Here is a 26472-nt window from a genome sequence, read left to right on the forward strand (position 1 = left end):
GGTTGGCTCCTCCGTCTCATGATGACACGCGGATCGTCTGTCCTGCGGTCATCGTTAAAATAATTACATAATCGCCCTGAGGCGTAAGCTCTGCCTTGGCTTGTTCATGTCCTTCCACGCGTAGCGGATAAGCACTGCGAAGGGTCAGCGACTCACTTCGATCTGCCATAATAACCGCTGAAGCAAGCTTGTTGTCCGTCCACGTTATGGCTACCGTATAACCACCTCTTGCACGAAGCCCTTCAACTCGACCTTGAGTCCAGAGTTCAGGTAGTGCCGGCAGTAAATGTAACTCGTTCAAGTGGCTCTGCAATAACATCTCTGCGATTCCGGCCGTGCCTCCAAAATTACCATCGATCTGGAATGGTGGATGGTCATCAAACAGATTCGGATGTGTGGACCGGGCCAGCAACGTGCGCACAAACTGATGTGCCTGGTTGCTATCCAGCAGTCGTGCATACAGATTGATCAACCATGCACAGCTCCATCCTGTATGCCCGCCACCTTGTGAGATACGACGTTCAAGCGATACCCGTGCTGCTTCTACCAATTCCGGTGTGTTCACTCGATTGATCTGCTCCCCCGGATACAGCCCATACAGATGGGAGACGTGACGATGCCCTGGCTCGGATTCGGCAAAATCCTTAAACCACTCCAGCAATTGTCCTTCGCTTCCAATTCGGAATGGATAGAGTCTGTCCAGAGCCTCGCCCCACTCGCTCGCCAATGACTCATCGAGATTCAATTGCTTCGCGGCCTCAATACAGCGGGTGAACAGTTCACGAATTAACGTCATATCCATCGTTGAAGCCATGGATATACTGCGTGCCTCCCCAGCATCTGTGAGAAACTTGTTCTCTGGTGAAGTGGATGGAATCGTAACCAGATAACCATCAGGCCCTTCCACCAGCCAATCGAGACAGAACAGCGCCGCCTCTTTCATGATGGGATACGCACGTTCCTCAAGAAAACGCTGATCACCGGTAAACTGGTAATGTTCCCATAGATGCGAGGTCAGCCATACACCGCCCATCGGCCAAAATGCCCAGCTCGCGTCTCCACCTGTAGGCGTGGTGGTTCTCCAGATATCCACGTTATGATGGGCAGTCCATCCACGGGCTCCATACAGAATCCGTGCCGTTCTGCGTCCTGTATCACTGAGATCGGTCAGCATATCAAACAGCGGCTCATGACATTCACTGAGATTGCAGACTTCTGCCGGCCAGTAATTCATCTCCGTGTTGATATTGATTGTATAATCACTATGCCATGGCGGCTCTACCTGATGATTCCAGATTCCCTGCAGATTGGCTGGCTGGCTGCCCGGACGCGAACTAGCCATTAACAGATATCTTCCATATTGAAAATAAAGTGCCTCAAGCCCAGGGTCTTGTTGCCCTTCCTGATAGGCTTGCAGCCGCTCATCTGTAGGTATTTCGGCGTTAGCCGATACCCCTAAATCAATTGAGACTCTGTTAAACAACGCACTATGATCCTGAATATGTCGGTCACGAAGGCCTTCCGCACCATATGTGATCGCTTTGGAGATCAGCTCCCTGCATTCCTCTTCCAATACAAGATGATCCTTCACAGGCAACACATCGTAACTCTCAAAGGAGGTAGCCGCTGCCAGATAGAAAACAACCTGGTCAGCACCCTGAATATGTAACTTGCCTTCCAGATTGGAGACCTTCACCTGATCGCCAGATGCCGTGAACGATACACGGACAGCATAAGCCGTTCCCCGATCCTCTTCATAGAGGACGGATTCCGGGTGATCTCTGAAGTAATTGGACTCCACATGACTTGGGCACCGACTGAACATGGTTAGTGCATCTCCCGAAGTCTCAACGCGATAAGGATGGGGACTGTCTAGCGTAACACTTACACTCACAGCGCCCTTCTGATCAGCAGTTAATGTGCAGACCATCAGATCATCCGAAGCACTGGAATACACTTCACGTACGTAACGAATTCCTTCCCATGAGTACGTCGCGGATGCAATACCCGATTCCAGATCAAGCTCCCGTTCAAATGCATCATATGAAAGATCATCCAGACCCTCATGGTGCAATAGAAAATGACCCATCGGCTGGTAGGCCTCTACATCACGACCAAGCATTTCACGGTTCAACAAATCCTCAGCTTCACCATACTGCCCAGACATAATCAACTCTCGCGTCTGCTTCAAATACCGCTGGCTGCTATATTGAATCGTATCCCGTGGAAACCCTGACCATAATGTATCTTCATTGAGCTGAATTCGTTCATCTGCTGCGCCACCGTACACCATGCCTCCAAGACGGCCGTTTCCGATGGGCAATGCTTCTTCCCAGCGTTTTGCCGGTTGTCGATACCATAGACGATTGATTTTAGTTTGGTTATTGTGTTGGGACATGATTAGCTCCTGTTCCTGAATCAGCTGTATATTCCTCATGACATAAAACGTTTTCGGTAAGTGCTTACAATAATAAAATTATATGTGATTTCAAAATTTGCGTCAATGCAAATCATCACATCATTCCACAAAAAAAGGCCCCATATAGGGCCCTTTCCTTGTTTAACCATGGATCACAGACAATCCATATTATTTTACATCTTTTCCTGTCCACAGAGAGACACGTTCCTTAACCCAAACCGTAAATTGTTTCTCCATTTCAACTGCACCCGCTTTGTCCAAATCAGCCAGTAAAGCATCATAGGTTGCATCAAAGTTGGCTGGTGTAGTCAGAACAGCTTCCGGAATCCGTTTACGGATGATATCCTGCGTTTTCTGGAACGTTACCTCATAGTCTGTACCGGAAGGTACGGACATGTTATACGCTGCGCCCCAATCCTTAACTGGCAGATCTTCTTCAGCCGGATAGAACTCTTTCCAAGTCGTGATACCATAAGCTTTCAGCGTTTCTTTCTCTGCAGCCGTGTAACCAGCTACAATCTGCTCAGGGAAGTTTGTTGTGTAGTAGTTATCCGTAGAATCTTTTACACCATCACCGTATCTTGCACTAAATACGTTATACATCCCAATTCCTGTTTCCTTACTGAAATTGGAGTTGTCATTCGTTTTGCGGTCTTGAACGTCTTCTGGAATCACGCGTTTACCATCTTCTACGTTGTAATGTTCACCTTCGATACCCCAGTTTCTCAGAACTTGTCCTTCATCGGAAGCAAGCCAATCCATGAATTTGATGATACGCACTGGATCTTTGGCCGAAGTTGTAATCCCGATGCCATAACCGTCAAATCCGGCTGGTTGGAACGTATGATCCACAATCTCATCGTTAAGTGATACAGAGAAGTGAGCGTATGTGGCATCATCCTTGCCCGATGATTTAAGCGCGTTCTCCGCTTCTTGATAGTTCCACTCTTGGTCAATCAGACCGAGGACACGGCCACTGGCAATTTTGGACTTGTATTGGTCATCCTTTTGAACGAAGGCATCTTTGTCCAGTAGGCCTTCATTGTACATTTTATTCAACCAGCGGAAATATTCTCTTTCCTCTGGACGTTTGTAGTGCAATTTGGCTTCATACGTTTCAGGGTCAATGTAATATTCACCATCATCCGGTGCACCTGTTGCCTGGAAAGCCGGGTTCGTTACTGTGATCATGATTTTCCAATCATCTGCATTCAATGTTAATGGAATGGTTGGTTGACCATCAATGGTTGGATGTTTTTCATAATAAGCTCTGAGTACATTCTCGTAATCCTCAAGTGTCTTCACTTCAGGGTATCCGAGCTCTTTCAATACTCTTTGTTGAATTTCAAATCCACCTGTAGCGTCAAACGTAACATTATCAACGCCCATATTGGTTGGAATGGTATAGATCGCTTGATCTTCCAGACTGTATTTCAAACGGTTCATCTGTTCCCCATAGATTTTTTTCAAATTGGGAGCATGCTCCTCAATCAGATCCGTGAGATCCAGCATCGCGCCTGCATCCACAAGCTTAGATAAGTTACCTTTAGGGTAGATCATATCCGGAAAGTCACCACTGGCAGCCATCAGTGCAATCTTCTGGTTACCACCATCGTTTACATCATACTCTGCTTCAATGGTAACGCCTGTTTGCTCCGTAATCTTTTTACCAACAGCATCTTGCATCTTGTTCCAGGTCGGACTAGCATCCGCCCCGAAGAATGTAACTGTGATCGGTTCGGTTCCGCTGGACTCCGAAGTCTCTTTGGTTCCCGAATTCCCACAACCAGCTGTAACCAACATTGCACTTGCGAGCATCAACATTGCAAACGTCTTGGGTGTATTGCCTTTCATTTTGCCTCTCATTGTCTAGTTCCCCCTATTATTTATGAAGGTTTTATCTGTATAACAGGCTTTATGCCTGAGGATACCACTTTTTTTGAATACGCTTTCGAGTTCATTCATTTCGACGTTTTTAGTGAAGCTGACATTTCGATTCTGTAAAAAGAAGATTATTCTTCTAACAGACGTAAAACGTTTTCGGAAATGAAATAAACCGCTTACTGAAAGTGCTTACATGATAGATTATACTGCTATCACCACCTTACGTCAACAACAAAAAAAGCCCTTTTTCAAGGGCTTTTTTGCAATGAAAATCCTTAACTTTAATGCTTTGTTTTCAAGCTTATTTCACATCTTTTCCAGTCCACAGGGAGACACGTTCTTTCACCCAAACCGTGTATTGTTTCTCCATTTCTACTGCACCTGCTTTATCAAGTTCAGCCAGGAGACTGTCATACACGCTGTCAAAGTTCTCAGGTTTGGCAAGGATCGCTTCTGGGATCCGTTTGCGGATGATATCCTGTGTTTTCTGGAATGTTACGTTGTAGTCTGTGTCAGAAGGTACAGGCATATTATACGCTGCGCCCCAATCTTTCAATTTCAATTCGTCTTCGGATGGATAGAAATCTTTCCATGTTGTAATACCGTATGCTTTCAACGTTTCCTTCTCAGCTGGTGTGTAGCTTGCTTGGATCTGCTCTGGGAAGTTCGTTGTATAGTAGTTGTCTGTAGAATCTTTTACACCATCACCGTATCTTGCGCTGAAAATATTGTACAACCCAACTCCTGTTTCTTTCGTGAAATTGGAGTTGTCATTTGTTTTGCGTTCCTGAACCTCGTCAGGAATCACACGTTTGCCATTTTCTACATTGTAGTGTTCGCCTTCAATACCCCAGTTTCTCAACACCTGGCCTTCATCGGAAGCGAGCCAATCCATGAATTTGATAATCCGTACCGGATCTTTGGCCGAAGTTGTAATCCCGATGCCATAACCGTCAAATCCTGTTGGCTGGAAGGTGTGGTCCACAATGTCCTTGTTCAGGGACACGGAGAAGTGAGCATATGTGGCTTCGTCCTTACCTGCTGCTTTGAGAGCGTTCTCAGCTTCGCCATAGTTCCAGTCTTGGTCGATCAGACCGAGTACACGGCCACTGGCGATTTTGGATTTGTATTGATCATCTTTTTGAACAAAAGTATCCTTGTCGAGCAGGCCTTCATTGTACATTTTGTTCAACCAGCGGAAGTATTCTTTCTCCTCTGGACGTTTGTAGTGAAGCATCGCTTCATACGTTTCAGGATTAATATAATATTCCCCATCATCCGGTGCACCTGTTGCCTGGAAGGCCGGGTTCGTTACCGTGATCATGATCTTCCAGTCATCTGCATTCAGTGTCAGTGGAATGGTTGGTTGACCATCAATCGTTGGATGCTTTTCATAATACGTTCTAAGAACGTTTTCGTAATCCTCAAGTGTTTTCACTTCTGGGTATCCCAGTTCTTTCAACACTCTTTGCTGAATTTCGAATCCACCACCTGCATCAAAAGCGACGTTATCTACACCCATGTTGGTTGGAATAGCATAGATCGCTTGATCTTCCAGACTGTATTTCAAACGATTCATCTGATCGCCATATATCTTTTTCAGGTTAGGTGCATGTTCCTCAATCAGGTCGGTCAGGTCCAGCATTGCGCCTGCATCCACCAGCTTCGACAGGTTACCTTTAGGAAAGATAATATCAGGGTAATCACCGCTGGCAGCCATCAAAGGTATCTTTTGGTCGCCACCATTGTTCACATCGTATTCTGCTTCAATTGTAACACCTGTTCTTTTGGTAATCTCTTGGCCCACTGCATCTTTCATGTTGTTCCAGCTTGGACTTGCATCTGCACCAAAGAATGTAAAGGTTACCGGGGTGGTCGTATCTCCAGAATCAACCGGCTTTTCTGAAGCGTTAGTTCCTCCTCCACTGCCACTGCATCCTGCGGTAATTGCAAGTGCACTGGCTAACAGAAGCATTGCGAATGTTTTTGGTGTTTTGCCCTTCATGTGTAATCCCCCTTATGGATATAATGAAGCTGTATATTTGTATAACAGGCTGACCTGCACATACCGTGACCAGATGAAGATATTGTAATTTTATTGTTACTCTAACATTAAAAGCGATTTCTCTAAACCAGTGAATGGATCTTCACACACCTTAATTTACTCGTCACCCTCTGGAATTCCCCTTGAATAAATGAGAATGATGTATGTTGTTTTTCTCTGATGTACAAGAAAATGTAAGTGCTTTCATAATTGAATAATAATCGCTCCTATATCCCTTGTCAATAGTGAATTTATAAAATTGAAAACGTTTTTTAGAAAACGTTTTAGGTATAAAAAAGAACCCGGTTATCCGGGTTCTTTCTCGGTTTGAATCCATTCAATCGATAGCTTATTTAGTCTCTTCACCGCTCCACAATTGAACACGGTTTTGAACGAGTTCTGTGTATTGTTTCTCCATGTCCTCTGCTCCTGCATTGTTCACTTCATCAATCATGCCATCATAGATGGCATCGAACTGCTCAGGAGTACTCAGAATGGCTTCCGGGATACGTTTCCGAATGATATCCTGTGTTTTCTTGAAGATGACGTTGTAGTTGGAGTCACCTGGTGTTGGCAGATTGTATGCTGCTCCCCATGGTTTGATCGGGAACTCGTCTTCACTCGGGAACAGATCTTTCCACGTCGTAGCACCGTAAGCTTTGAGTGTTTCTTTCTCTGCATCGGAATATGCTGCCACGATCTGTTCAGGGAAATTCGTAGTGTAGTAGTTATCCGTTGAATCCTTCACACCGTCTCCATAGTGACCAGACATATTGGTGTACAGTCCAATACCCGTTTCTTTTTGGAATACGGCTGCATTATTGGTTTTCTGATCCAGAATGTCGGCAGGAATGACACGTTTGCCGTCCTTCACTTCGTACTGTTTGCCCTCAATTCCCCAGTTCATCAGCACTTGCCCTTCTTCAGAAGCCAGGTAATCGAAGAATTTGATCGTACGAACCGGATCAGGATTCGATGTCGTAATCCCTACACCCCAACCGGATACAAAACCTGGATCTTGGTAAGCATGATCCTTAATATCCTCGGACAGGGTTACCGGGAAGTGTGAATACGTTGCTTCATCCTTGCCCGCAGATTTCAGTGCATTTTCTGCATCGGAATAACCCCAATCCTGGTCAATGACACCCAGAACACGTCCACTTGCAATTTTGGATTTGTATTGGTCTGTTTTTTGGATAAAGCTGTCCTGATCCAGCAATCCAGTGTTATACATATGGTTCAACCAGCGGAAGTACTCTTTTTCCTCTGGACGTTTGTAATGCAGACTTGCTTCATACGTCTCTGGATCGATATAGTATTCACCGTCATCCGGAGCACCTGTTGCCTGGAAGGCAGGGTTCGTTACGGTAATCATGATTCTCCAATCATCCGCGTCCAATGTTAACGGGATTGTTGGCTGACCATCAATTGTTGGGTGTTTCTCTTTGTACGCCTTCAATACATTCTCGTAATCCTCAAGTGTACGCACTTCCGGGTATCCGAGTTCTTTCAGTACACGGTGCTGAATACCAAATCCACCACCTGCATCAAAGTACTTCTGGTCTACCGCATAATACGTCGGCAGCACATAAATAGCCTGATCTTCATTACTGTATTTCAACCGGTCCATGTAATTACCATACAGCTTCTTCAGATTGGGAGCATATTGGTCGATCAGATCTGTCAGATCGAGCATTGCTCCGGCATCCACCAGTTTGCTGAGTTCTCCTTTGGGGGAGACAATATCCGGATAGTCTCCGCTCGCCGCCATTAAGGATATTTTATCTTGACCACCACTAACGGCAAATTCACCGTTAAGGGTTATCCCTGTTTTTTCCGTAAGGACTTTACCTACTTCATCCTTCATGCCATTCCAGTTCGGACTGGGGTCAACGCTAAAGAAATCAAAAGTAAGTGGAGTTGTCTCTGCGCTTGTATCCTTGAACGACGTATCACTGCCGCTTCCTCCACCGCAACCTGCGAGTAAAGACATTGCAAGCACTGGTGCCAGTGCAATCTTCATTTTGGAACTTGCCATAATGGTAATCCTCCCTGTTTCATATGTCTGTTTGTCCGGGACTTTTTTGTCCCTGTCTATAGCTTCATGAATACCACCCCGCAGCCCTATACGGTGAAGCGCAGACCAAATGGCTGCGCTTCGGGTATCCTGATGCTTCATTTGTTTGTAGATGTACGGCCGCTCTATTTGGCAGCCTGTACCCAATTGTTTAACCTTTTACTGCGCCCAGTGTCATACCGCCAACAAAGTACTTCTGAAGGAATGGATATACAATGAGGATTGGAACCGTTACAACGATCGTAATCGCCATTTTGATCGATTCCGGTGAAATCTGTGTCATTTGCTGTGCCATATCATTGGCATTTCGTCCAGCACCTGAGCCTTGCTGCGTACTTTGTAATACTTTCATCAGCTCATATTGGAGCGTCGTCAGATGTGCCTTTGAACCATTATACAGGTACGTATCGAACCACGCATTCCACTGACCTACAGCCAGGAACAATGCGATGGTAGCAAGCACTGGTTTACACAGTGGCAAGATGATTCTGTAATAGATTGTAAAGTCATTCGCTCCGTCCAGCTTCGCGGATTCCTGCAATGAGTATGGCAGGCCATCAATGAATGAACGGATGATGAACACGTTAAACGCACTGATCATGCCAGGCAATACATATACCCAGAATGTACCGATCAGGTTCAAGTCACGCATCAGAATGTACACCGGAATCAGACCACCGGAGAAATACATCGTGAGCGCGAGCGTTGTGGAAACAAATTTTCTAAGTCCAAAATCAGGTCTGCTCAGTGTAAAGGCGATCATGGATGAACTGATCAATCCGAGCACAGTACCTACAAGTGTACGCAGAATGGAGATCTGCAAACCTTGTAGCAATCCATCATATTGGAAAATCGTTTTGTAGTTCTGTAATGTGAATTCGCGAGGCCACAAGTAAATTCCGCCACGTACTGTATCTGTCGAGTTATTGAGTGAGATGGCTAGTACGTTAAGGAATGGATAAAGTGTTACAACCAGCACCATGGTCATCGCGAGGATGTTGAATATATCGAACAGTTTATCGCCCCGAGTAGCATTGAATGCTTTGTTCGCCATAATGTCGTCCCCTCCCTACATGATGCTTTCTTTAGTGAATTTTTTGAACAAGCCGTTCGCAGTAAACAGAAGGATGATACTGACAACGGAGTTGAATATACCTATGGCTGTACCATACGAGAATCGTCCCATATTCAAACCATAATTGAGCGCGTATAGATCAAGTACTTCCGAGTAGTCTGTGACCAGACTGTTGCCAAGCAAGAACTGCTTCTCGAAACCGATACTGATAAGATGTCCAATTGACATGATGAAAAGTACGGAAATCGTGGTCCGTATGCCAGGCAGCGTGATGTGCCACATCTGTCTCCAGCGGTTGGCTCCATCTACACGGGAAGCTTCATACAGCTCATTGTCGATACCTGTTATCGCCGCCAGATAGATGATGGCATTCCAACCGGTTTCCTTCCACATATCTGAAGCGGTTACAATGTACCAGAACAAGTTACCCTTGGCCATGAATTGGATCGGCTGATCGATAATGTTCAGTCCTACCAATAGATCATTGATAATCCCGCCATCGGTGGAGAGCATCTTGGTGATAATACCTGCCACAACGACCCAGGATACAAAGTGAGGCAGATATGATACCGTTTGCACGGCACGTTTGAAGAACATGCCTCTCATTTCATTCAGGAGTATGGCGAAGAATATCGGCACAATAAAACCGACAACCAGTCCCATCAAGCTCATTGCAAGCGTATTTCGAAGTACCAGATAGAAACGATCATCACTGAACAGCTCTACAAAGTGTTTAAAGCCAACCCACTCTTGATCACCAAACGATCTGGCAGGTTTATAATTTTGGAAAGCCATCGTCCATCCCCATAGTGGCAGATAGTTAAATACGAAAACCCAAGCTACGAATGGCAATGACATGAGATAGAGATATTTCTGCTGTTTCATTCTGTCCCAAATTCCGTTCCGCCGATTCTTTAAAGGCGGTTTGGGGTCACTGCTTCTGTTCGCGGAAGCGGATTTTTTTGTTAGCGTTTCCATCTCCGTTCCCCCTCCTCTGTTTTATAAAATAATCATACCCGATAGAGCGTTTTCAAAATACCATCTGGATTTTAGAGAAAATCATATAAAAATTAGATATAGACATATATAATCAGACATTAATTCGTTAAAATCAGTGATAAATTCTACTTTTAAATGAAATAAAAGTTATATTAAGGTAATATATTATCTAAATTGGTAAATTTCGAAAACGTTTTATAGAAATCGTTTACTTCAAACTGATTGCATACAAAAAGGACCCTTTCGGGTCCCTATATTTACAATGTGAATTGAATCGTTTGCAGTTTAACGATGCCGAGTAATTGCGCTACGGATATGGAGGTTGTTGGACGGAATTGATCTCCATTCAGATAAGCAAGTATCTCCTGAAATAAAAAGGCTGCTTCCGGACGCTTCATTACAGCCAGATTGGCAAACGGAAGTGAGGATATCAAAATCTTACCCTTCCCTACTTTTGCCTCAAAGGCATAAGCGAGTCGTTTGGCCCGATGGAAATGGTCCACCACTTCGATCAGCGGCTCCACCCCGGGCAACGTATCCAAACATATCGCTGGTGTACCGTTCACCAAGTGATACCAATGCCAGTCCGAAGCCCCATCATGCGGGAAGGAGCCTAGTAGTGCTAACTGTTCTCTCAAATACATGCCCATCGTTGCACCAGGCTGTGTAGCAAACATCAGGTAATTCCAGAATACAGGCAGATACTTGGTCTCCACTGAATCATATAACCCTTCTGCGGTTGGCTGTAGCCAAACACTCCCCCCGTTGACCACATAATCAACGACATTGGGTGTTAACGACTGAACGATAACCAAGTCAATCTCCCGATTTTTCAACAACTGAAATCCATCGATGCGATCTACGCCATCATGTTGTGCTTCCCCGAGAAGTGGCTGCAGCTCTGCCATGGTATTCCAGAAGCGATTCGAATTCGGATGAGACTGATAAAAAGGAAAAGACCAGCCATGCCATACATTCGCTACAGTTCTTTCCAAATCGCCTGATATCAACTCCGCTTCAATCCGAAAAGCCGCTGCTGCTTCCCGAGGTGCTGTAGCGACGATGCTTCCCAGTGACATGACGGACCCACATTGGATATTTCCGGTCTTCCATGCTCCTTCAGTGAATATCACATCATCGCTTATTAACCTCCACTGAATGACCGCGTCCTCAAGCGGCTCCTTACCGTAGTGAGAGATGCGTACATCGACATGAATGGATTCTCCGGCGTAAAATGTACGCTCCTTGCAACTTAATAACAGCACCACATCTGCGTTGAAACGCATGAATTCTTCTGGTGTTGTAATGCCTTTGTCATCCCAAAATACATCCAGAATGCCCGTCGTAGCATGTCCCTGCCCTGGAAAATCGCGAATGTCCAGAAGCTGTACGCCCGCAGCGTCCGGTGTTCGCCGAATTCGCTCCATGGCTTCTTTTAAGGAACGTACCAGATGGGTAGCACTGACCTGTTGAAAATGCTCGAGGTCCTCCATCATTCCTTTGTTTGTTAACGATTCTTCGATCGGTCGCAACCAGCTAGGACGCAATACGCCAGTATACTTGGCTCGCTCTTGGGGCCGCACATACATGGTGTACTGTGCATGTTCATGCCCAATGACGGGATGCTCCGCAAGCCGGGTGACTGCATGATAGTCCTGCGTGGTATCCGGCACAGCAGAATATGCGGATTCCAACGGGGGATGCCAGTTCAACGACTGGATATAATAATCACCTTCCCGCCCTTGCGCCGGAAGTTGTCCAAATCCTGTATTGTCCGTATATAACCGGGTTGGGTCCATATCCCTTGCCCTCGATACCCATGCATTGAGTTCAGGGTGGCCATTCGGGCCAATGAGTTCATTCCCCATGGAGAACATGACGAATGAAGGATGTCTATGCAGCGACTGAAGCAACCCGTCCATTTCTTGTGTCAGATAGGACAATACTTCAGCTGGCGCAGACTGATCCGATTGCTCAAAGAAACGAGACCAATGGGGAAGTTCTGCCTGTACCAGCAAGCCCACTTCATCAGCCGCCTCCCAGAAAGGCTCCGGCGCGCTCCACCCATGCAGTCGGACATGATTGAAACCATACGATCTGGCGATTCGAAACTGCTGAAGATAATGCTCCTTGTCCCAGACGGGATAACCCGTCAGTGGGAAGATACAGCAATCGACGTACCCACGCAAATATACTGGTGTCCCATTCAATTCAAGCTGCTTCCCGTTTGTTGCAAAGGAGCGTACACCAAATGATTGCTCCAGTCGATCCAGTTCCTGTTCACCTTCATGGAGACGGATCACTGCCTTGTATAATTCAGGGGATTCATCCGACCATTTTGCGATAGACTTCTCTGTTCCAAGTTCCAATTGCCACTGTTCTATTACAGCTTTGATTTCAGTTAAACCTGCTGAGCTTATATCCACATGTGATGGATCACTCAGATTCACATTACAACTATATCGATTAAGCCATGTGCCGTCCGGATGCTGGATATCCACATGTAATTGCATTGATCTAGCCGATTCATTTGCGGGAGCGCTTACAGTACAATCAACCAGAATGGTTCCGTTCTCAGCATCTGGTTGAATACGTAACCTCTGTAATCGGCAGGGAGGCATACTGTCCAGATAAACACCACCTGTGATCCCCCCCCAGGCTGTGGCCGTATGCAATGAATGAATATGGCTACCCGCCAGCGGAAGTTTCATCGTATTATCCACGCGGATCTCCACACGATTCACTTCTCCCTGCTTCACCAGAGAAGTGACATCCCACTTCTGTTGATTCACCAGACTATCCTGCTGCCCGGCATACTGTCCATTGATCCAGAGATGCGTTGTCCATCGGACACCTTCCAATCTGAATACATAGTGGCATCGGGGATCCTCTGATGGAACATGGACATCCTGAGCATACCAGACTGAGCCTTCATACTCGCGTACCTTTGTCCAGGTATCGAGCCTTTCGTATTCAGGCTCATCTCCGTATCCTTGCTCTTCCCACGAACCGGGAATCTGAATGGTCTCCCATGATGTGTTTTCACACTGTGATGGCGGTAATACCTCTTGTTCAACGAGTTTATCGGACTGCAGATCCAAACAAAACTGCCATGTTCCATTTAAGTTCAATGTATGACGTACAGCGCCTATATCAGATAAATTCATATCGTATAGCCATCCCTTCAACTGGATTCTTGTAAATCCAGTCTAAGTTGTGAAACATTCCGTGACCATTGCTTATCATGGGAAGTGCATGGACAATATGATGAATCTGGAAAATGTCCAGTGATCCCGAAAACGTTTTATTATATGAGCATGGGCAAGGCCCGGCATTTCATACTTATTCTTCGTTCATATCCGTGGCAGATTCTTTGGACAGGGACTGGGTTCTGGCCTGTTTGTACGCGGAGGGTGATTCACCTACATACTTCTTGAACTTACCGTGGAAATAGTCCACGTTCGCATATCCCACTCTGGCCGCAACCTGATGGACCTTGAGTCCTTCATCCAGCAATTCCTTGGCCTTTTCCATACGGACCTTGTCCAGAAATATATTAAAGTACTCTCCTGTATGGTTCTTGAACAACTTGCCCAGATAACTACTGTTATAGTTGAATACTTCAGCAAGTACCTCCAGCTTGAGATTTTCGCCAGGGTTACGCTGGATAAATTCAATCATCTGTTTTAATACAGTATCCTTGCTTCCCCCACCCATACGTTGAATTAGTCGATTCAAATGTTCCGATGCCATGACTTTGAGATCAGACATCGTAAATTGATGATAGACTTCATTAATCAGAACCGAATGTTCCTGCATAATGGAGTGCATATGTTGATTCGTCGCTGCAAGCTTGTTGAACGCCAGGGAAAATACCTGTGAGAACGCCGTCTTGATCGCTTGCTCTGTTCGGTGATATGGAACCAGGCGCTCTTCCATCTCACCCAGCACCCGCATAACGGACTCACTACTGCGGATGTCTAACGCATAATACAGCTTGTCCGCAAGTTCGTCCTCAACTGGCTCATGTGCTCCGTCCACAGCTTCAATTTCTGGCTTAACAACGCTTTCGCTGCCTTCATTCCACAGAATGATGCGTTGCTCCGTGAACAAGAAGCGTTCCCCGAGTAAACGATTCGCCTGCGTGTATGACCGCGCAATTTCAGAAGTGGAATGTACAGGTTCTCCCGCAGCACCGTACATGTGAACCTCCCATTCTCCCAGCAGTCCTTCCAGCTCATCATACAGATTTCTTGCAGATGACTCGGATGTGATTGTTTCCTTACTTAACAGCCCCAGACCTGAATGGAACGAGAATACAATGCCTCGGTCTTTATGGTCAAATGCTTCAATCAGTTTGCGTTTCATAACACTTCCCCGTTGCAGGTCAGGGGCTACATGCAGCTCAACCAGCACAATCTGATAGTGAGGCCAGTGCAGCCCCAGGCTATCTTCTTCCATGCTACCCGCACCCTCCAGACTGTCAAAGAGCAAAGCCTCGATCTGATGCTCCCGATAGACGGTATCTTCACCAGCATGACGTGCCATTGTCTCCCGTTCACGGGTCAGTATCGCAGCAATACGCTCCAGTTCACCAATAATCTCTTCTTCATCTACCGGTTTCAGCAGATAACCATCCACACCAAAACTGATGGCTTTTTTGGCATAATCAAAATCTGCGTAACCACTTAATATCAAAAAGTGCGAATCCGGATGATTCCGGCGTACTTCTTCAATCACATCCAGCCCGGTCATACCGGGCATACGAATGTCAATAATCGTCAGATCAGGCTCCAATTCCTCAAACCGGGAGATGGCCTCACGCCCGCTGGCAGCTGTAGCGATGACCTGGAATCCATATTTTTCCCACTCGATAATGGTTGTCAGTCCCTCACGTATGCTCGGTTCATCATCCACCAAAAATACTTTATACATGTTGGTCCCCTCCTGCTGGTAAAGTGAAAGAAACCTCTGTTCCTTCCCCATATACACTCTTAATCTGTAATCCATATGGCTCGCCGTACGTCAATGTTAATCGTTGATGTACATTACGCATGCCGATCCGACTCTTCTCCTGTTCCTCCGGTCCACAGATAAACTGCATCACCTCAGCCAGTCGTTCTGGCGTTATGCCTGCACCATTGTCATCCACACGGATCTGCACAATGTTCTCTACTAAACGAATACTTATATGAACACGGACTGTCCCCTCTTTGTTCTCCAGACCATGGACAATCGCATTCTCAACCAAAGGTTGAATAATCAAAGGAGGAATGTACATCTTCTCCACCTCGGGATCGATATGGATCTGGAATGCAAGGCGGTCGCCGTAACGAAATTTCTGAATCTCCAAATAGGAACGTACCATTTCAAGTTCAGCCCGAAAGGTTGTTTTTCCACTGCCAATCTCCAGACTCTTGCGCATTAGTTTGCCCAACAGTCTCACGATGTTAGCAATCTCTGCTTCTCCCTTAATATGCGCTTTCATCCGAATGGACTCCAATGCATTAAACAAGAAATGGGGATTGATCTGGCTCGCCATCATTTTCAGTTTAATCTCTTTTTGCGCGATTTCCAATTGATTGTTCTGTTCGGTCGCTTCTACCACCTGCGTCATGAGTTCATTGATACTTTTCACCATATAGTTGAACTGTCGTGATAGTTGCCCAATCTCATCATTTCCATCAATCCGTGAAGTCACGTTCAGGTCTCCTAATGCAAGCTTGTTGAGGTGTTTACTCAGCCGGAGCAATCGGTTCGAAGTGAGGAACGAGATGATATATACGAATAGTAGGGCGATCACCAGCACCAGTATAATAAAAATCATGCCAATCAAGCTGACGGTGTTGGCGTCTTTGACGATATTTTTGGTGGCAAAAACCGAGATCACCTTCAGGCTGTTCATGCTCGATCCAGGGCCCAGCTCATCAATAACAATATTAGATGGTTCCCCCCGGAAATCACCCTCTATGGTGCCTTTCGCCTGATTCTGCAGATCAACGCCAAAATCAAGCTCATCCAGCGTTTTACCCACCAGCTCGGTATTCTTGGCTGCAACCACATACCCCTGCTCGTCCGTAATCATCGTCTCGAACTGTTCCTGACGCAACAATCCATTCAGCTCATCCTGATTGATCACAATCATCAACACGCCCTCTGTCCGATACTCGGCAAAAGGCACTTTGCGCACCAGGCTGAGCTTGTGTACAGGGTTATCTTCCTTGTCTGGGATGTAGAACCACCCGATACTGGTTGTTTTCAATGCCTGTTGGTACCAGTAGCTCTCTTCCGTCTGCTTGTCTACCGGAATGAATTCGAGGTTGTTGATCAATGTTGGGTTAGTTGAGTAAAAGCGAATGCCGGCTATCTCACGGTACAAACGCCTGTATTCCTGAAAGTCTTTGTATGCAAGATACGCTGAAGTTAACTCCACAACGCTCTTGTACCGCTTATTCACGATCTCCTTGAGATCCGCATTAAACATTAAAAGATTGGATATATCGGTTGGTACACGCAGCATGGTTGCCGTCTGGCTCTTGATCTTGTCCACATTGATGATCGTCTGTCCTATCGCATTGTCCAGGGCTTGCTGGCGAAAATAACTGGTCACAGCAAGACCAACAATCAGGACCGGAATCATGACAACCAGTACATATGAAATGAGCAATTTATGCTTTAATTTGAGATTATTGGTGGTTCGTATCAGCCTTTTCAACATGTCTGCACCTTCCGTCATCTGTATAAGCGCTTACATATAAACAGCAGGATCAGGATGTCCTGTCCTCAGAATTAATCATACCACATAACCGCCAGAATTCGGATTGTCATTGCAATGGGTAATATATTGCCAGGCTACAAGCCCGCCTATCTCTAGTAGAAGAGGCCGCCATTAACATGGCGACCAGGCTTACGGAATTATTTTCTACTGACAGAAATTTAGTGACTCCTAGATGGACGGAATCTACATCCTTTGGTTCATGAGCATCTGGAACCTTGTTCAACATTCAGTCTGACTTTACCTACGAATTGTTGATGGGTTAGAAAAGCCAAAAAAGGCACTCCCACGATTGGAAGTGCCTGCTTAGTAAAGAATCTGTTCGTGTGCTATTAAGGACGAGGTGTACTTACCCCATTGAGGATCAGTTTAGGATGAATATCAGCGTTCAGCGAAGCAGAAACTGCACAATATTTTTCCTCAGCCATCTGGATGGCTTTCCAGATACGATAATCCGGGATATCCCCATCGACTTTGAAGATCAGATCAATGGATGTGAAGCCTTTGGGCATCTCTTCACTGCGTGTGCCTTGCGCTTCAATCTCAATCGACTCAATTTTGTCCAGGAAAGCATCCAAAATCATGGTAATATCGATTCCCATACAGCCGCCGAGACCCGCCAGTAACAATTCCATTGGGGTAGCTCCCTTGCTGTCACCACCATAAGCAGCAGTGGCATCCATGCCAACGGCGTAGCCAGAGGGTCCTTCGGAAGTAAACGCACGTTTGCCTTTCCATACGGTTGTTACATTCATGATGTTATCCTTCTTTCTTAGAATAGGTTAAGTTCAAGCGAAAAAGGTTTGCACTTACCACTCCGATGACAGAATAACCTTCCGATCGCTGTTATCCCCAGATTTTTTTGATTCCCTTCTTCAAGGGGAAAATCAGGGGATAAAGGCGCACGCTCCGCTTCTTCAGGTTTCTTCTGTCCTCTCCGTTCTTGTGCAAAAAGTTTAGTTGAACTGATATCGTTCATGACCTTAAATACCCGCTCCGAGTACGTTCGTTCTTCCGATCGCTGTTATCTTCATCAAAATTCAGTAATTTGTTGCAAGAAACGGCGAGTGCGTTCTTGCTTCGGGTGTTCAAAGAACGCCTGTGGACTTGCTTCTTCCACAATCGATCCATCCGCCATAAAGACGATTTTGTTCGCCACATTACGGGCAAACTTCAATTCATGCGTCACAACCAGCATCGTCATACCCTCCTCTGCCAACTCCTTCATGACGGAAAGTACCTCTCCGACCAATTCAGGGTCAAGGGCTGAAGTGGGCTCATCAAACAGCATCACTTCCGGCTCCATTGCAAGTGCACGTGCAATGGCGACCCGTTGCTGTTGTCCACCGGACAATCGGGATGGATACGCATCCTGCTTGTCCGACAAGCCGACCCGATCCAGAAGAATTCGGCCGCGTTCAGCCGCTTCGTCCCGTTTGATTTTTTTCACCGTAACGAGACCTTCCATCACATTACCCAGCACTGACTTGTGCGGATACAGATTGAATTGCTGGAATACCATGCCGGTCTGGCGACGAATCTCCAGTACCCGGGCACGCTGGACTCGCAGCGGATCTGCGCTGTTGACCACAATGCCGTTGACTTCGATCTGTCCTCCGGACAGCTCTTCGAGGCCATTCAGACAACGCAGCAAGGTACTTTTGCCTGAACCACTTGGGCCAAGCAATACAACAATATCTTTGGCATCGACATGAAGGTCGATGTTCGTAAGTACTTCATTTTGCTGAAAACGTTTGGTAAGTCCGGTTGTTGTAATCATCGCTTCTCTCCTCCCATCAGTAAGCCCGGGCCAGCCGGCGCTCCACTTGTTCCAGAATGGCCGAGAAGCCTATACTCATAATCCAGTAGATCACTCCGATCGCCAGATAAAACGGCATGTTCAATGCATATTGTGATACCAGCAGTTGTGCTGACCGCAATAACTCGGTAACACCGATCGCCGCCACAAGTGATGTTTCCTTCAACATGCCAATAAACGTGTTTCCCATCGGCGGGATCGCAATGCGCACAGCCTGCGGGAAGATAATCCGTCTCATCGCTTGAGCCGGGGTCATTCCCGTTGCATATGCAGCTTCGGTCTGTCCTTTTGGTACAGCCTGAATGGCTCCACGGAACGTCTCCGACAGAAACGCTCCTGCATTCAGACTGAGTCCCAGACATGCAGCCGTGAGTGATCCCAAGGTCACTCCATAATCGACCAACCCGTAATAAATGACGAATAATTGCACCAGCAGCGGGGTTCCCCGCATGATGGATACATAAAACCTTGCGATCAACCTAAGCCACATCGGTCCCTTCAGACGAGCAATGGCAACGAGCACTCCAATGATGAATGCAAAAAACATGGAGATCACAGTTACATACAGCGTATAGTAAGCCCCCTTCAGAAAGAAGGGGATATTCTCAAATACCAGTTCCATGGGTCAAATCTTCCCTTCGCCTTGCAGGTTCGTTATTGCGCAGGCTCTTCACCAAACCACTTTTTGAAAATGGTATTGTACGTGCCATCATCTTTCATCCCTTTGAGAGCATCATTCAGTGCTGCTACGAGTTCCGGATTGTCTTTACGAACAGCAATACCTGCCTGGTCACTCTTAATCGGTTCACCTACAGCTTTGATATTCAATCCGTTGGCATCCACAATCGGTTTCAGTGCATACATATTGTTGATTGTTGCGTCAATCCGCCCAGCATTCAGATCTTTGAGTGAAGAGATGACATCGTCATAGGTTTTAATCGTGAAGTCTCCCACTTTTGGCAATACTTCATTGCGCAGATATGATTCATCATTTGTACCCAAACCTACGCCAATCGTTTTTCCTTTGAAGTCTTCCAGCTTGGTAATATCGTTATTATCTTCTTTTACAATAATTTTAACTTGGTTCGTAATATACGGATCACTGAAATCCAATACTTTCTTACGATCATCGGTAATCGTCATCTGGCTGATAATGGCATCAAGCTTCTTCGCTTGCAGACTTGGTGTCAGACCGGAGAACTCCTGAGATACAAATTCAACTTCAACCCCAAGACGCTTCGCAACTTCACGTGCAATATCAGCATCGTAGCCGTCCATTTCTTTCTTATCGTTCAGGAAGTTGTACGGTGCGTATGTGCCCATCATGCCCACTTTGATAACGCCAGCCGACTTGATCTGCTCCAATTCATTACTTGCCTGTGCACCATTTGTGCTTCCATTGTCTGTTGCCTTACTTCCACAAGCACTAAGTACCAGCACGGTCATCAGCAGAATTGCTGTCAAAGACCAGCCTTTACGAGTTTTCGATCCATATGTTTTGTTCATTACGTTAACTTCCTCTCAGTCGTGTATTAATCTGGATGTACATTGGGTTACTTTATTGTGACTAAACCGCAGTTGTACCCATTATTCCCTGCTATTTGTTTAATCATGTGAATCTTACGAGCCTAATAGTCCGTAAAACTCAAAGCTTGCTGCCTCAGCTGCCAGCGATGAAGCTGTCATGGCTGAGAACTTGCTGTGCAACTCATCGGAACCGAACAACCAGCGGGTTATCATGCCTTCAATCATGCTTACCAATAGCGCTGCTCGAAGCGGTACATCCATGCCCTTAGGCAACATGCCGAGCTCGATGGCACGTTCCATATTGTGACGAAACGCAGTTTCCACAGCATTACGTGTCTCCTCGACCAGGCGTTGTACGGATTCTTCCGTCACGATGCCTTTGAGCAACAGTTCCATAAAATAGCGATTCTGCGCGGCAAATAAAAACAAGTCAGTGAACAGCCTTTCCGATGCTTTCACCATATCTTCTACCGATCCTGCATCCTTGCGGTACCCTTGTCCGATCGCCTCAAGCAACTCCTCCTTGCCCGTTAAGACAATCTCCGAAGCAATGGCTTCTTTACTCTTGAAGTGCCAGTAGAACGTCCCTTGCGCCACACCAGCCTCGCGGACGATATCGGAAATTTTCGTCTGATGGTAGCCTTGGGTTGCAAAACGCTCCATCGCTATGCGTATTATTTGGTCCCGGCGTTCTTCACCGGGTTCCAAACCGTTGATTTTGGTCATTCATGTAACCCTCCCGATTGATCAGTCAGTCAGTTAATTTATATCCTATGGGATAACTAGGTTTTTGTCAATATAGTTTTAAACAAATGGTTACAAGCATAAGTTGAAGTTGAGTGCATTTGTGATCATAATAGGTGATAGCCTTGTTCAAATGAACAGGCATGGTCAAGCAGGACAGCCTATGCTGTCACCTGCATTTCAAGGAGGAAGAGAATTGGATATTATATCATCCATTATTATGGGCATCATCGAAGGTTTGACAGAATTTTTGCCCGTATCCTCCACTGGACACATGATCCTGACTGCCCATTTGCTCGGTTTATCAGAGGACAACGAGTCAGTCAAAACGTTTGAGGTGGTTGTTCAACTCGGAGCTGTACTTGCTGTTGTAGTACTGTACTGGAACAAATTCATTGATATGTTCCGCTTCACCGGCGGGAGCAGACCTTACTCCCGCCGCCTCAATCTGGGACATATCTTCCTGGCGATGGTTCCTGCCGTAGTCATCGGACTTGTATTCCGCGACTGGATCAAAGCACATTTGTTTGGTCCGGAAACAGTTCTGTACAGCCTCGTTATAGGTGGTATATTGATGATCTTGGCCGAACGCTGGAGCCGTAAGAGTGAACGAATTACAACCCATGATGTTGACGATATCTCTTACAAACAGGCATTCACGGTGGGTATATTTCAGATCTTGGCATTGTGGCCAGGCTTCTCCCGTTCCGGGTCAACGATCTCAGGCGGTCTCTTTGCAGGGGTAAGCCGTGTAGCCGCTGCGGAGTTCACATTCCTCGTGTCTGTGCCAATTATGATTGGTGCTACGGGATATGACCTGTACAAAAGTATCGATCATCTGAACGGCAGTGATTTCCCAATCTTTGTCATTGGATTCATCGCTGCTTTCATCGTCGCCATGCTTGCGATCAAGACGTTCCTGTCCATTTTGAAGAAATTGAGCCTGACCGTCTTTGCTGTATATCGCTTTGTCTTGGCAGCCGTGTTCTTTATTATTTTGATGTAAGCATTACAACTCAAGTAAATTGAACGGCAAAATCAATGGCGGCCTCACGTTCCCTTGGGAAGCGAGGCCGCCATATTTTATATTCTGAGCTACGTTTCTGTTGCTTCACGATTCTGTTACGGCTTCAGAGACAGGAATATCTGTAATTAGAAGAAGTTTGACCCTTCAATACTTCCTTCTTTGCTGGGTTGGATCATGGGTGATGCCGACTAGGTTTACTATGTATCATGTACATCCATATTTATGTTCACTTCTGAAATGCAGGCTGGCTAGTACCACTCTTTTACTTGAATGTTCCGGTGTTTCTTTCGACTCTTTAATCTCTCACGCAGATTATATCTATTCTCCTTTTGTTCCTGCAGCAGTTGTTTTACTCCAATCATCAACAATCGATATCTCCGGTCATCATTGTGACTTAATTGGTGCATTTCCTCAAAAATTTCATTCTTCATATGGATCTTGTTCACTCCAAATATTCAGTTTGTTCTCACAGTATACATGGGAGCACTGAACAAATTCTTAACAAGCGTTGTTTCTCCACTTCGAATGCAGATTTGAATACACATCATGCGTGCTGGAATGAAGCAGAAAAACCCCTTCCTGTCGCGTGACAAGAAGAGGTTTCCTTAGCTAAGTTAATTAAACAAACTGCTGAGCCTTCGTACGCTTAAACTTTGGATTCAAGCGTCTCCAGATACTCGGAGATTTGAGCAGGTGTTTTAGCCCATTTGCTATGCAGATGTGCGATTTTCTTGCCGTTCTGGAAGACGAGCAGGCTTGGAATCCCGCGTACACCATTCTCTTCGGCAAAAGGCTGGAACTTTTCTGCATCCAGGGCATAGAAGGTTTTGTCCGTATGTTGGTCGATAACATCCCCGATAAAACGATCCAGGTTTTTGCAATCCGGACACCAGGTTGTATCAAATTTAATGACGGTAAAACCATCAGAGTTAATTGTATCCAAATACTGCTGTTCACTTTGAATTCTTTCCATATGTCTTCTCTCCCTTTTATGTTCCTTTTTTGGCTGATCTTCATTGTACCTTGTATAGTTACAATTGAAAATAGGCTGGATCGAGTTAACGATGCTGCTTGTACAGATTAGCGGGACTAAACTCTCGTATTTCCTGAATTTCCGTAGCGGTGAGTGAAGGCGAATTCGAAGCAGCAATATTGTGCAGTAACTGTTCTCTTGAACTGGCACCAGGGACAACAGCTGCTACAGCAGGATGGGATAATGCGTAGCGAATAGCCGTCTGAGCCATGCTCCGTTGATCCGTAACAAGACGACTTAGCCCTTGCCGAATGGTATATAGTTGCTCTGGTGTGTAGTCCAGATAACCTTTGTCTGCCTTGGCAGATCCGGAATCAGCAAGCACACCGCTAGCTACAGGCCCACGGGCAATTACGCTGATCCCCTTTTGTTCCAATAAAGGCAGCACTTCTTCTTCCGCTCTGCGGTCAGCAATGCTGTACTGGTTCATCACACTTACGATGGATGCCCTCTTTACATACTCCCGAATCACATTGGGACGAATGGAGGAAATTCCGTAATATCGGATAAGGCCTTCCTTCTTCAGTTCCTCAAACGCTTCAATCGTCTCTTCGATGGGGTCGTCCAAGGTCCCGCCATGCAGCTGATACAGATCGATGTAATCGGTCTGCAGACGCTTCAGACTTTCATGTACAGCCTGCTTAATGTAGGCTTTGGACGGGTCCCATGACCAGCCCTCTTTGCCCGGCATACGACGATTACCTACTTTGGTTGCCACAATGACCTGGTCCCGACGCCCTTTAATAGCTTGTCCTACAATCTCTTCATTACGCCCTGCGTCGTACAGATCGGCTGTATCCAGCAGATTGACCCCATGATCCAGAGCCTCATGAATCAGGCCCATAGCGTGCTCCATTTCAGTTCCAAGTGACATACATCCCAGCCCAATCTCAGACACCATCAGTTCGGATGTACCCAGACGATTTTTCTTCATATGTGCATCTCCCTCCATACGTTCTGCAAGTATCCATTGTATCATTCTTGCTGACAAAAATCGCTTTACACACACAAGCAAGGGATTGCTTTTGATTGCACAAAAAAACCTGGAACGACTTCATCTCCAGGTTTCTCATGATCATCATTTTAATTCAACGATAAACGAACTATCGCAATCTATTTCACTTCCACGCGTGGTCTGGTTTTACTTGTTCCATTGGACGACGAATTGGAGTTTTTCACCATACCCGAGACAGTGCTAAACAGCTTATCTCTTGCTTGTTTGTTCCTCATCAGATAAGTCACACCTGCGCCGATAGCCGTCATGAGTATTCCTCTTCTTTTAGACATGTGCTTCTCCTCCTTCAGGATAAATGTACATCGTGTCTTGATTGACAATTACCCTATGGGAGCAAAACGAAACGAAGTGCAGGCTTGATCGCAGAAAAAAAAGATGACCTCCGAATTAATATTCAGCGGTCATCTTCACTTGCTCTGTTGAGGCATAACGTTCACACCCGTTTAATCAGATGGCGTTGCCACATGGGTCATTTCTTCATGTTTGTAGGTAGAACCATCGGCGGTCAGATAAAAGTGTCCGATGGGATGCAGATCTTCATCCAATTCGTAGACAAGCGGAATGCCTGTCGGGATATTGAGTGCCATCACGTCTGCTTCGGACAATTGGTCCAGATGCATGACGAGTGAACGGAGTGTGTTCCCATGCGCAGAGATCAGCACTCTTTTGCCAGCAGACACCATCGGTTTAATCTCCGCATTCCAGTAGTCCAGTACACGCTTCGAAGTATCCATCAGGTTCTCCGTAAACGGGATGGTACATCCGAGCCGCTTGTACTTGTCCAGATCCTGCACATATCGGTCATCCGTTTCGTCCAGTGCCGGGGGAGATACGTTCACGGATCGTCTCCATTCCTTTACTTGCTCTTCCCCATACTTCAGAGCCGTCTGCTGTTTGTTCAGTCCTTGCAGCGCACCATAATGGCGTTCATTCAGCTTCCAAGTCTTTGTAATGGGAATCCACATGAGGTCCATTTCATCCAGCGCAATATCGAGTGTGCGGATAGAACGTTTCAGCACGGATGCATAGGCGTAATCAAAATCAAATCCCTGTTCCTTCATGATCTTCCCTGCTTTGCGAGCTTCTCCGTAACCATCCGTCGTCAGATCCACATCTGTCCATCCGGTAAAACGATTCTCTACATTCCACATGCTCTGTCCATGGCGAATCAAAACAACTCTGTACATAAACGTGAACCCTCCTTCCATGGAAACATTACCCGCGAGTCAAACTAATTAGCACAGTGAAACGTTCATTACATTAATAATATGGTGCCATCATGAGATATACCACAACACCTGTAGAACTGACGTACAGCCAGATTGGCATAGTCCAACGTGCAATTTTGCGGTGTTTTTTCAATTGATTCGTCCAACCCCACACAAGTGTGAACAACGCCAATGGAACAATCAGGGCTGCCAGTATACTATGGGTAATCAGAATGAAGAAATAGATCGAACGAATGATGCCCTCGCCGCCGTATTTGGACGTCTCTGGTGAGAGGTAATGAAACGTCAGATAGGTCACGAGGAATAACAGTGTCGTTGAGAATGCAGCAAGAATAAATCGTTTGTGCAGCTTCACATTCCGCTTGATAATAGCTATAAGCGCTGCGAGCAGGAAGATGAAGGTAAAGCTGTTAAACACGGCATTAAACCGCGGCAACACCGTAATATCAAAAGTTACATCACCTTTGTAACCAATGGACGGCGCGAAGAACAATAATAAAATAATGACATTAGCGAGAATGGAAATCGTGATAATGATGCCTGCGAAATTTTTATTACTCGTCGGGGACTGGATGTTCGGCTCCCCTTTGTTATTTTTGCCCAATGCAAAATCCTCCTCATATCCTAACTTCTATGTTCTATATCATTATATCTCGGCAATTCCGGGCTGTTAAGTGACAACACTCTGAACAAAAAGCTTTACATCCCCTATAAAATGCCCCTTTGCGGCTATTTTCAATCAAATCCAATCCGGTTCCCATTTACCCGAGTCCATATTTGTGGTATAATTAATGCAATTAATCAC

21 protein-coding genes are annotated in these 26472 nt (G+C 45.9%); 1 reads left to right on the forward strand and 20 read right to left on the reverse strand.

The features are described from left to right. Positions 1 to 16: 16 nt before the first annotated feature. From MKY92_RS25995 to MKY92_RS26060, 14 genes are all read right to left on the reverse strand, one after another. The gene (locus tag MKY92_RS25995) at positions 17 to 2398 is read right to left on the reverse strand and encodes a glycoside hydrolase N-terminal domain-containing protein (RefSeq protein ID WP_339298151.1); all 2382 of its coding nucleotides are present in this window, start codon (positions 2396 to 2398) and stop codon (positions 17 to 19) included. 189 nt (positions 2399 to 2587) lie between these two features. Beyond that, entirely contained in the window at positions 2588 to 4273 is a 1686-nt protein-coding gene (locus MKY92_RS26000; protein ID WP_339301912.1) for an ABC transporter substrate-binding protein, read from the reverse strand. 331 nt (positions 4274 to 4604) lie between these two features. Next, complete coding sequence (locus tag MKY92_RS26005) at positions 4605 to 6308, reverse strand: ABC transporter substrate-binding protein (protein ID WP_339298152.1); 1704 nt, start codon at positions 6306 to 6308, stop codon at positions 4605 to 4607. 388 nt (positions 6309 to 6696) lie between these two features. Then, a complete protein-coding gene (locus MKY92_RS26010) occupies positions 6697 to 8385 on the reverse strand; it encodes an ABC transporter substrate-binding protein (protein ID WP_339179489.1) in 1689 nt (562 codons plus the stop codon). A 190-nt stretch (positions 8386 to 8575) separates the two neighbouring features. After that, entirely contained in the window at positions 8576 to 9478 is a 903-nt protein-coding gene (locus MKY92_RS26015) for a carbohydrate ABC transporter permease (protein WP_036606894.1), read from the reverse strand. 15 nt (positions 9479 to 9493) lie between these two features. Continuing rightward, positions 9494 to 10477 (reverse strand): sugar ABC transporter permease, encoded by a 984-nt coding sequence (locus tag MKY92_RS26020; RefSeq protein WP_036606891.1) that lies wholly within the window; start codon positions 10475 to 10477, stop codon positions 9494 to 9496. A gap of 278 nt (positions 10478 to 10755) precedes the next feature. Then, entirely contained in the window at positions 10756 to 13665 is a 2910-nt protein-coding gene (locus MKY92_RS26025; protein ID WP_339298153.1) for a sugar-binding domain-containing protein, read from the reverse strand. A 175-nt stretch (positions 13666 to 13840) separates the two neighbouring features. Beyond that, positions 13841 to 15433: a response regulator transcription factor gene (locus MKY92_RS26030; RefSeq protein WP_339298154.1), complete on the reverse strand. Its 1593-nt coding sequence runs from the start codon at positions 15431 to 15433 to the stop codon at positions 13841 to 13843. Then, a complete protein-coding gene (locus tag MKY92_RS26035) occupies positions 15426 to 17216 on the reverse strand; it encodes a histidine kinase (RefSeq protein WP_100529851.1) in 1791 nt (596 codons plus the stop codon). Before MKY92_RS26035 ends, MKY92_RS26030 begins: the two co-directional genes overlap by 8 nt. Positions 17217 to 17605: 389 nt before the next feature. Then, positions 17606 to 18028 carry an OsmC family protein gene (locus MKY92_RS26040; RefSeq protein WP_017692209.1) on the reverse strand — a complete coding sequence of 141 codons (423 nt, stop codon included), beginning with the start codon at positions 18026 to 18028 and terminating at the stop codon, positions 17606 to 17608. 278 nt (positions 18029 to 18306) lie between these two features. Next, positions 18307 to 19053, reverse strand: coding sequence for an amino acid ABC transporter ATP-binding protein (locus tag MKY92_RS26045; RefSeq protein WP_339298155.1), 747 nt, complete (start codon positions 19051 to 19053; stop codon positions 18307 to 18309). A 16-nt stretch (positions 19054 to 19069) separates the two neighbouring features. Beyond that, positions 19070 to 19714, reverse strand: coding sequence for an amino acid ABC transporter permease (locus MKY92_RS26050; protein WP_017692207.1), 645 nt, complete (start codon positions 19712 to 19714; stop codon positions 19070 to 19072). 32 nt (positions 19715 to 19746) lie between these two features. Continuing rightward, positions 19747 to 20598, reverse strand: coding sequence for a transporter substrate-binding domain-containing protein (locus MKY92_RS26055; RefSeq protein ID WP_221820733.1), 852 nt, complete (start codon positions 20596 to 20598; stop codon positions 19747 to 19749). A gap of 114 nt (positions 20599 to 20712) precedes the next feature. Then, positions 20713 to 21345, reverse strand: a complete 633-nt coding sequence (locus tag MKY92_RS26060; protein ID WP_221820732.1) for a TetR/AcrR family transcriptional regulator — start codon at positions 21343 to 21345, stop codon at positions 20713 to 20715. A 181-nt stretch (positions 21346 to 21526) separates the two neighbouring features. On the opposite strand from MKY92_RS26060, the gene bacA reads away from it, so the two are divergent. Continuing rightward, positions 21527 to 22369, forward strand: a complete 843-nt coding sequence (bacA, locus tag MKY92_RS26065) for an undecaprenyl-diphosphate phosphatase (RefSeq protein ID WP_339301914.1) — start codon at positions 21527 to 21529, stop codon at positions 22367 to 22369. 269 nt (positions 22370 to 22638) lie between these two features. Here bacA and MKY92_RS26070 read toward each other — a convergent pair whose 3' ends face one another. From MKY92_RS26070 to MKY92_RS26095, 6 genes are all read right to left on the reverse strand, one after another. Then, positions 22639 to 22821, reverse strand: coding sequence for a hypothetical protein (locus MKY92_RS26070; protein ID WP_074096490.1), 183 nt, complete (start codon positions 22819 to 22821; stop codon positions 22639 to 22641). A gap of 215 nt (positions 22822 to 23036) precedes the next feature. Then, positions 23037 to 23363: a thioredoxin family protein gene (locus MKY92_RS26075; protein ID WP_017692202.1), complete on the reverse strand. Its 327-nt coding sequence runs from the start codon at positions 23361 to 23363 to the stop codon at positions 23037 to 23039. Positions 23364 to 23448: 85 nt separating this feature from the next. Beyond that, positions 23449 to 24357, reverse strand: a complete 909-nt coding sequence (locus tag MKY92_RS26080; protein ID WP_339298156.1) for an aldo/keto reductase — start codon at positions 24355 to 24357, stop codon at positions 23449 to 23451. Positions 24358 to 24536: 179 nt separating this feature from the next. Further along, positions 24537 to 24710, reverse strand: a complete 174-nt coding sequence (locus tag MKY92_RS26085; RefSeq protein ID WP_339298157.1) for a hypothetical protein — start codon at positions 24708 to 24710, stop codon at positions 24537 to 24539. A 171-nt stretch (positions 24711 to 24881) separates the two neighbouring features. Continuing rightward, positions 24882 to 25625 (reverse strand): 2,3-diphosphoglycerate-dependent phosphoglycerate mutase, encoded by a 744-nt coding sequence (gpmA, locus tag MKY92_RS26090; protein WP_339298158.1) that lies wholly within the window; start codon positions 25623 to 25625, stop codon positions 24882 to 24884. 73 nt (positions 25626 to 25698) lie between these two features. Then, entirely contained in the window at positions 25699 to 26271 is a 573-nt protein-coding gene (locus MKY92_RS26095; RefSeq protein ID WP_074096493.1) for a DUF420 domain-containing protein, read from the reverse strand. Positions 26272 to 26472: the final 201 nt, after the last annotated feature.

Source organism: Paenibacillus sp. FSL R5-0623 (genome assembly GCF_037974265.1).
Taxonomy (GTDB): Bacteria; Bacillota; Bacilli; order Paenibacillales; family Paenibacillaceae; genus Paenibacillus.

Coding starts and splice junctions, on each gene's coding strand:
- MKY92_RS26020 (WP_036606891.1), bottom strand. CDS start 10,477: ATGGAAACGCTAACAAAAAAATCCGCTTCCGCGAACAGAAGCAGTGAC.
- bacA (WP_339301914.1), top strand. CDS start 21,527: ATGCTGTCACCTGCATTTCAAGGAGGAAGAGAATTGGATATTATATCA.
- MKY92_RS26030 (WP_339298154.1), bottom strand. CDS start 15,433: ATGTATAAAGTATTTTTGGTGGATGATGAACCGAGCATACGTGAGGGA.
- MKY92_RS26015 (WP_036606894.1), bottom strand. CDS start 9,478: ATGGCGAACAAAGCATTCAATGCTACTCGGGGCGATAAACTGTTCGAT.
- MKY92_RS26070 (WP_074096490.1), bottom strand. CDS start 22,821: ATGAAGAATGAAATTTTTGAGGAAATGCACCAATTAAGTCACAATGAT.
- MKY92_RS26050 (WP_017692207.1), bottom strand. CDS start 19,714: ATGGAACTGGTATTTGAGAATATCCCCTTCTTTCTGAAGGGGGCTTAC.
- MKY92_RS26010 (WP_339179489.1), bottom strand. CDS start 8,385: ATGGCAAGTTCCAAAATGAAGATTGCACTGGCACCAGTGCTTGCAATG.
- gpmA (WP_339298158.1), bottom strand. CDS start 25,625: ATGTACAGAGTTGTTTTGATTCGCCATGGACAGAGCATGTGGAATGTA.
- MKY92_RS26045 (WP_339298155.1), bottom strand. CDS start 19,053: ATGATTACAACAACCGGACTTACCAAACGTTTTCAGCAAAATGAAGTA.
- MKY92_RS26055 (WP_221820733.1), bottom strand. CDS start 20,598: ATGAACAAAACATATGGATCGAAAACTCGTAAAGGCTGGTCTTTGACA.
- MKY92_RS26085 (WP_339298157.1), bottom strand. CDS start 24,710: ATGTCTAAAAGAAGAGGAATACTCATGACGGCTATCGGCGCAGGTGTG.
- MKY92_RS25995 (WP_339298151.1), bottom strand. CDS start 2,398: ATGTCCCAACACAATAACCAAACTAAAATCAATCGTCTATGGTATCGA.
- MKY92_RS26005 (WP_339298152.1), bottom strand. CDS start 6,308: ATGAAGGGCAAAACACCAAAAACATTCGCAATGCTTCTGTTAGCCAGT.
- MKY92_RS26075 (WP_017692202.1), bottom strand. CDS start 23,363: ATGGAAAGAATTCAAAGTGAACAGCAGTATTTGGATACAATTAACTCT.
- MKY92_RS26025 (WP_339298153.1), bottom strand. CDS start 13,665: ATGAATTTATCTGATATAGGCGCTGTACGTCATACATTGAACTTAAAT.
- MKY92_RS26060 (WP_221820732.1), bottom strand. CDS start 21,345: ATGACCAAAATCAACGGTTTGGAACCCGGTGAAGAACGCCGGGACCAA.
- MKY92_RS26080 (WP_339298156.1), bottom strand. CDS start 24,357: ATGAAGAAAAATCGTCTGGGTACATCCGAACTGATGGTGTCTGAGATT.
- MKY92_RS26035 (WP_100529851.1), bottom strand. CDS start 17,216: ATGTTGAAAAGGCTGATACGAACCACCAATAATCTCAAATTAAAGCAT.
- MKY92_RS26040 (WP_017692209.1), bottom strand. CDS start 18,028: ATGAATGTAACAACCGTATGGAAAGGCAAACGTGCGTTTACTTCCGAA.
- MKY92_RS26000 (WP_339301912.1), bottom strand. CDS start 4,273: ATGAAAGGCAATACACCCAAGACGTTTGCAATGTTGATGCTCGCAAGT.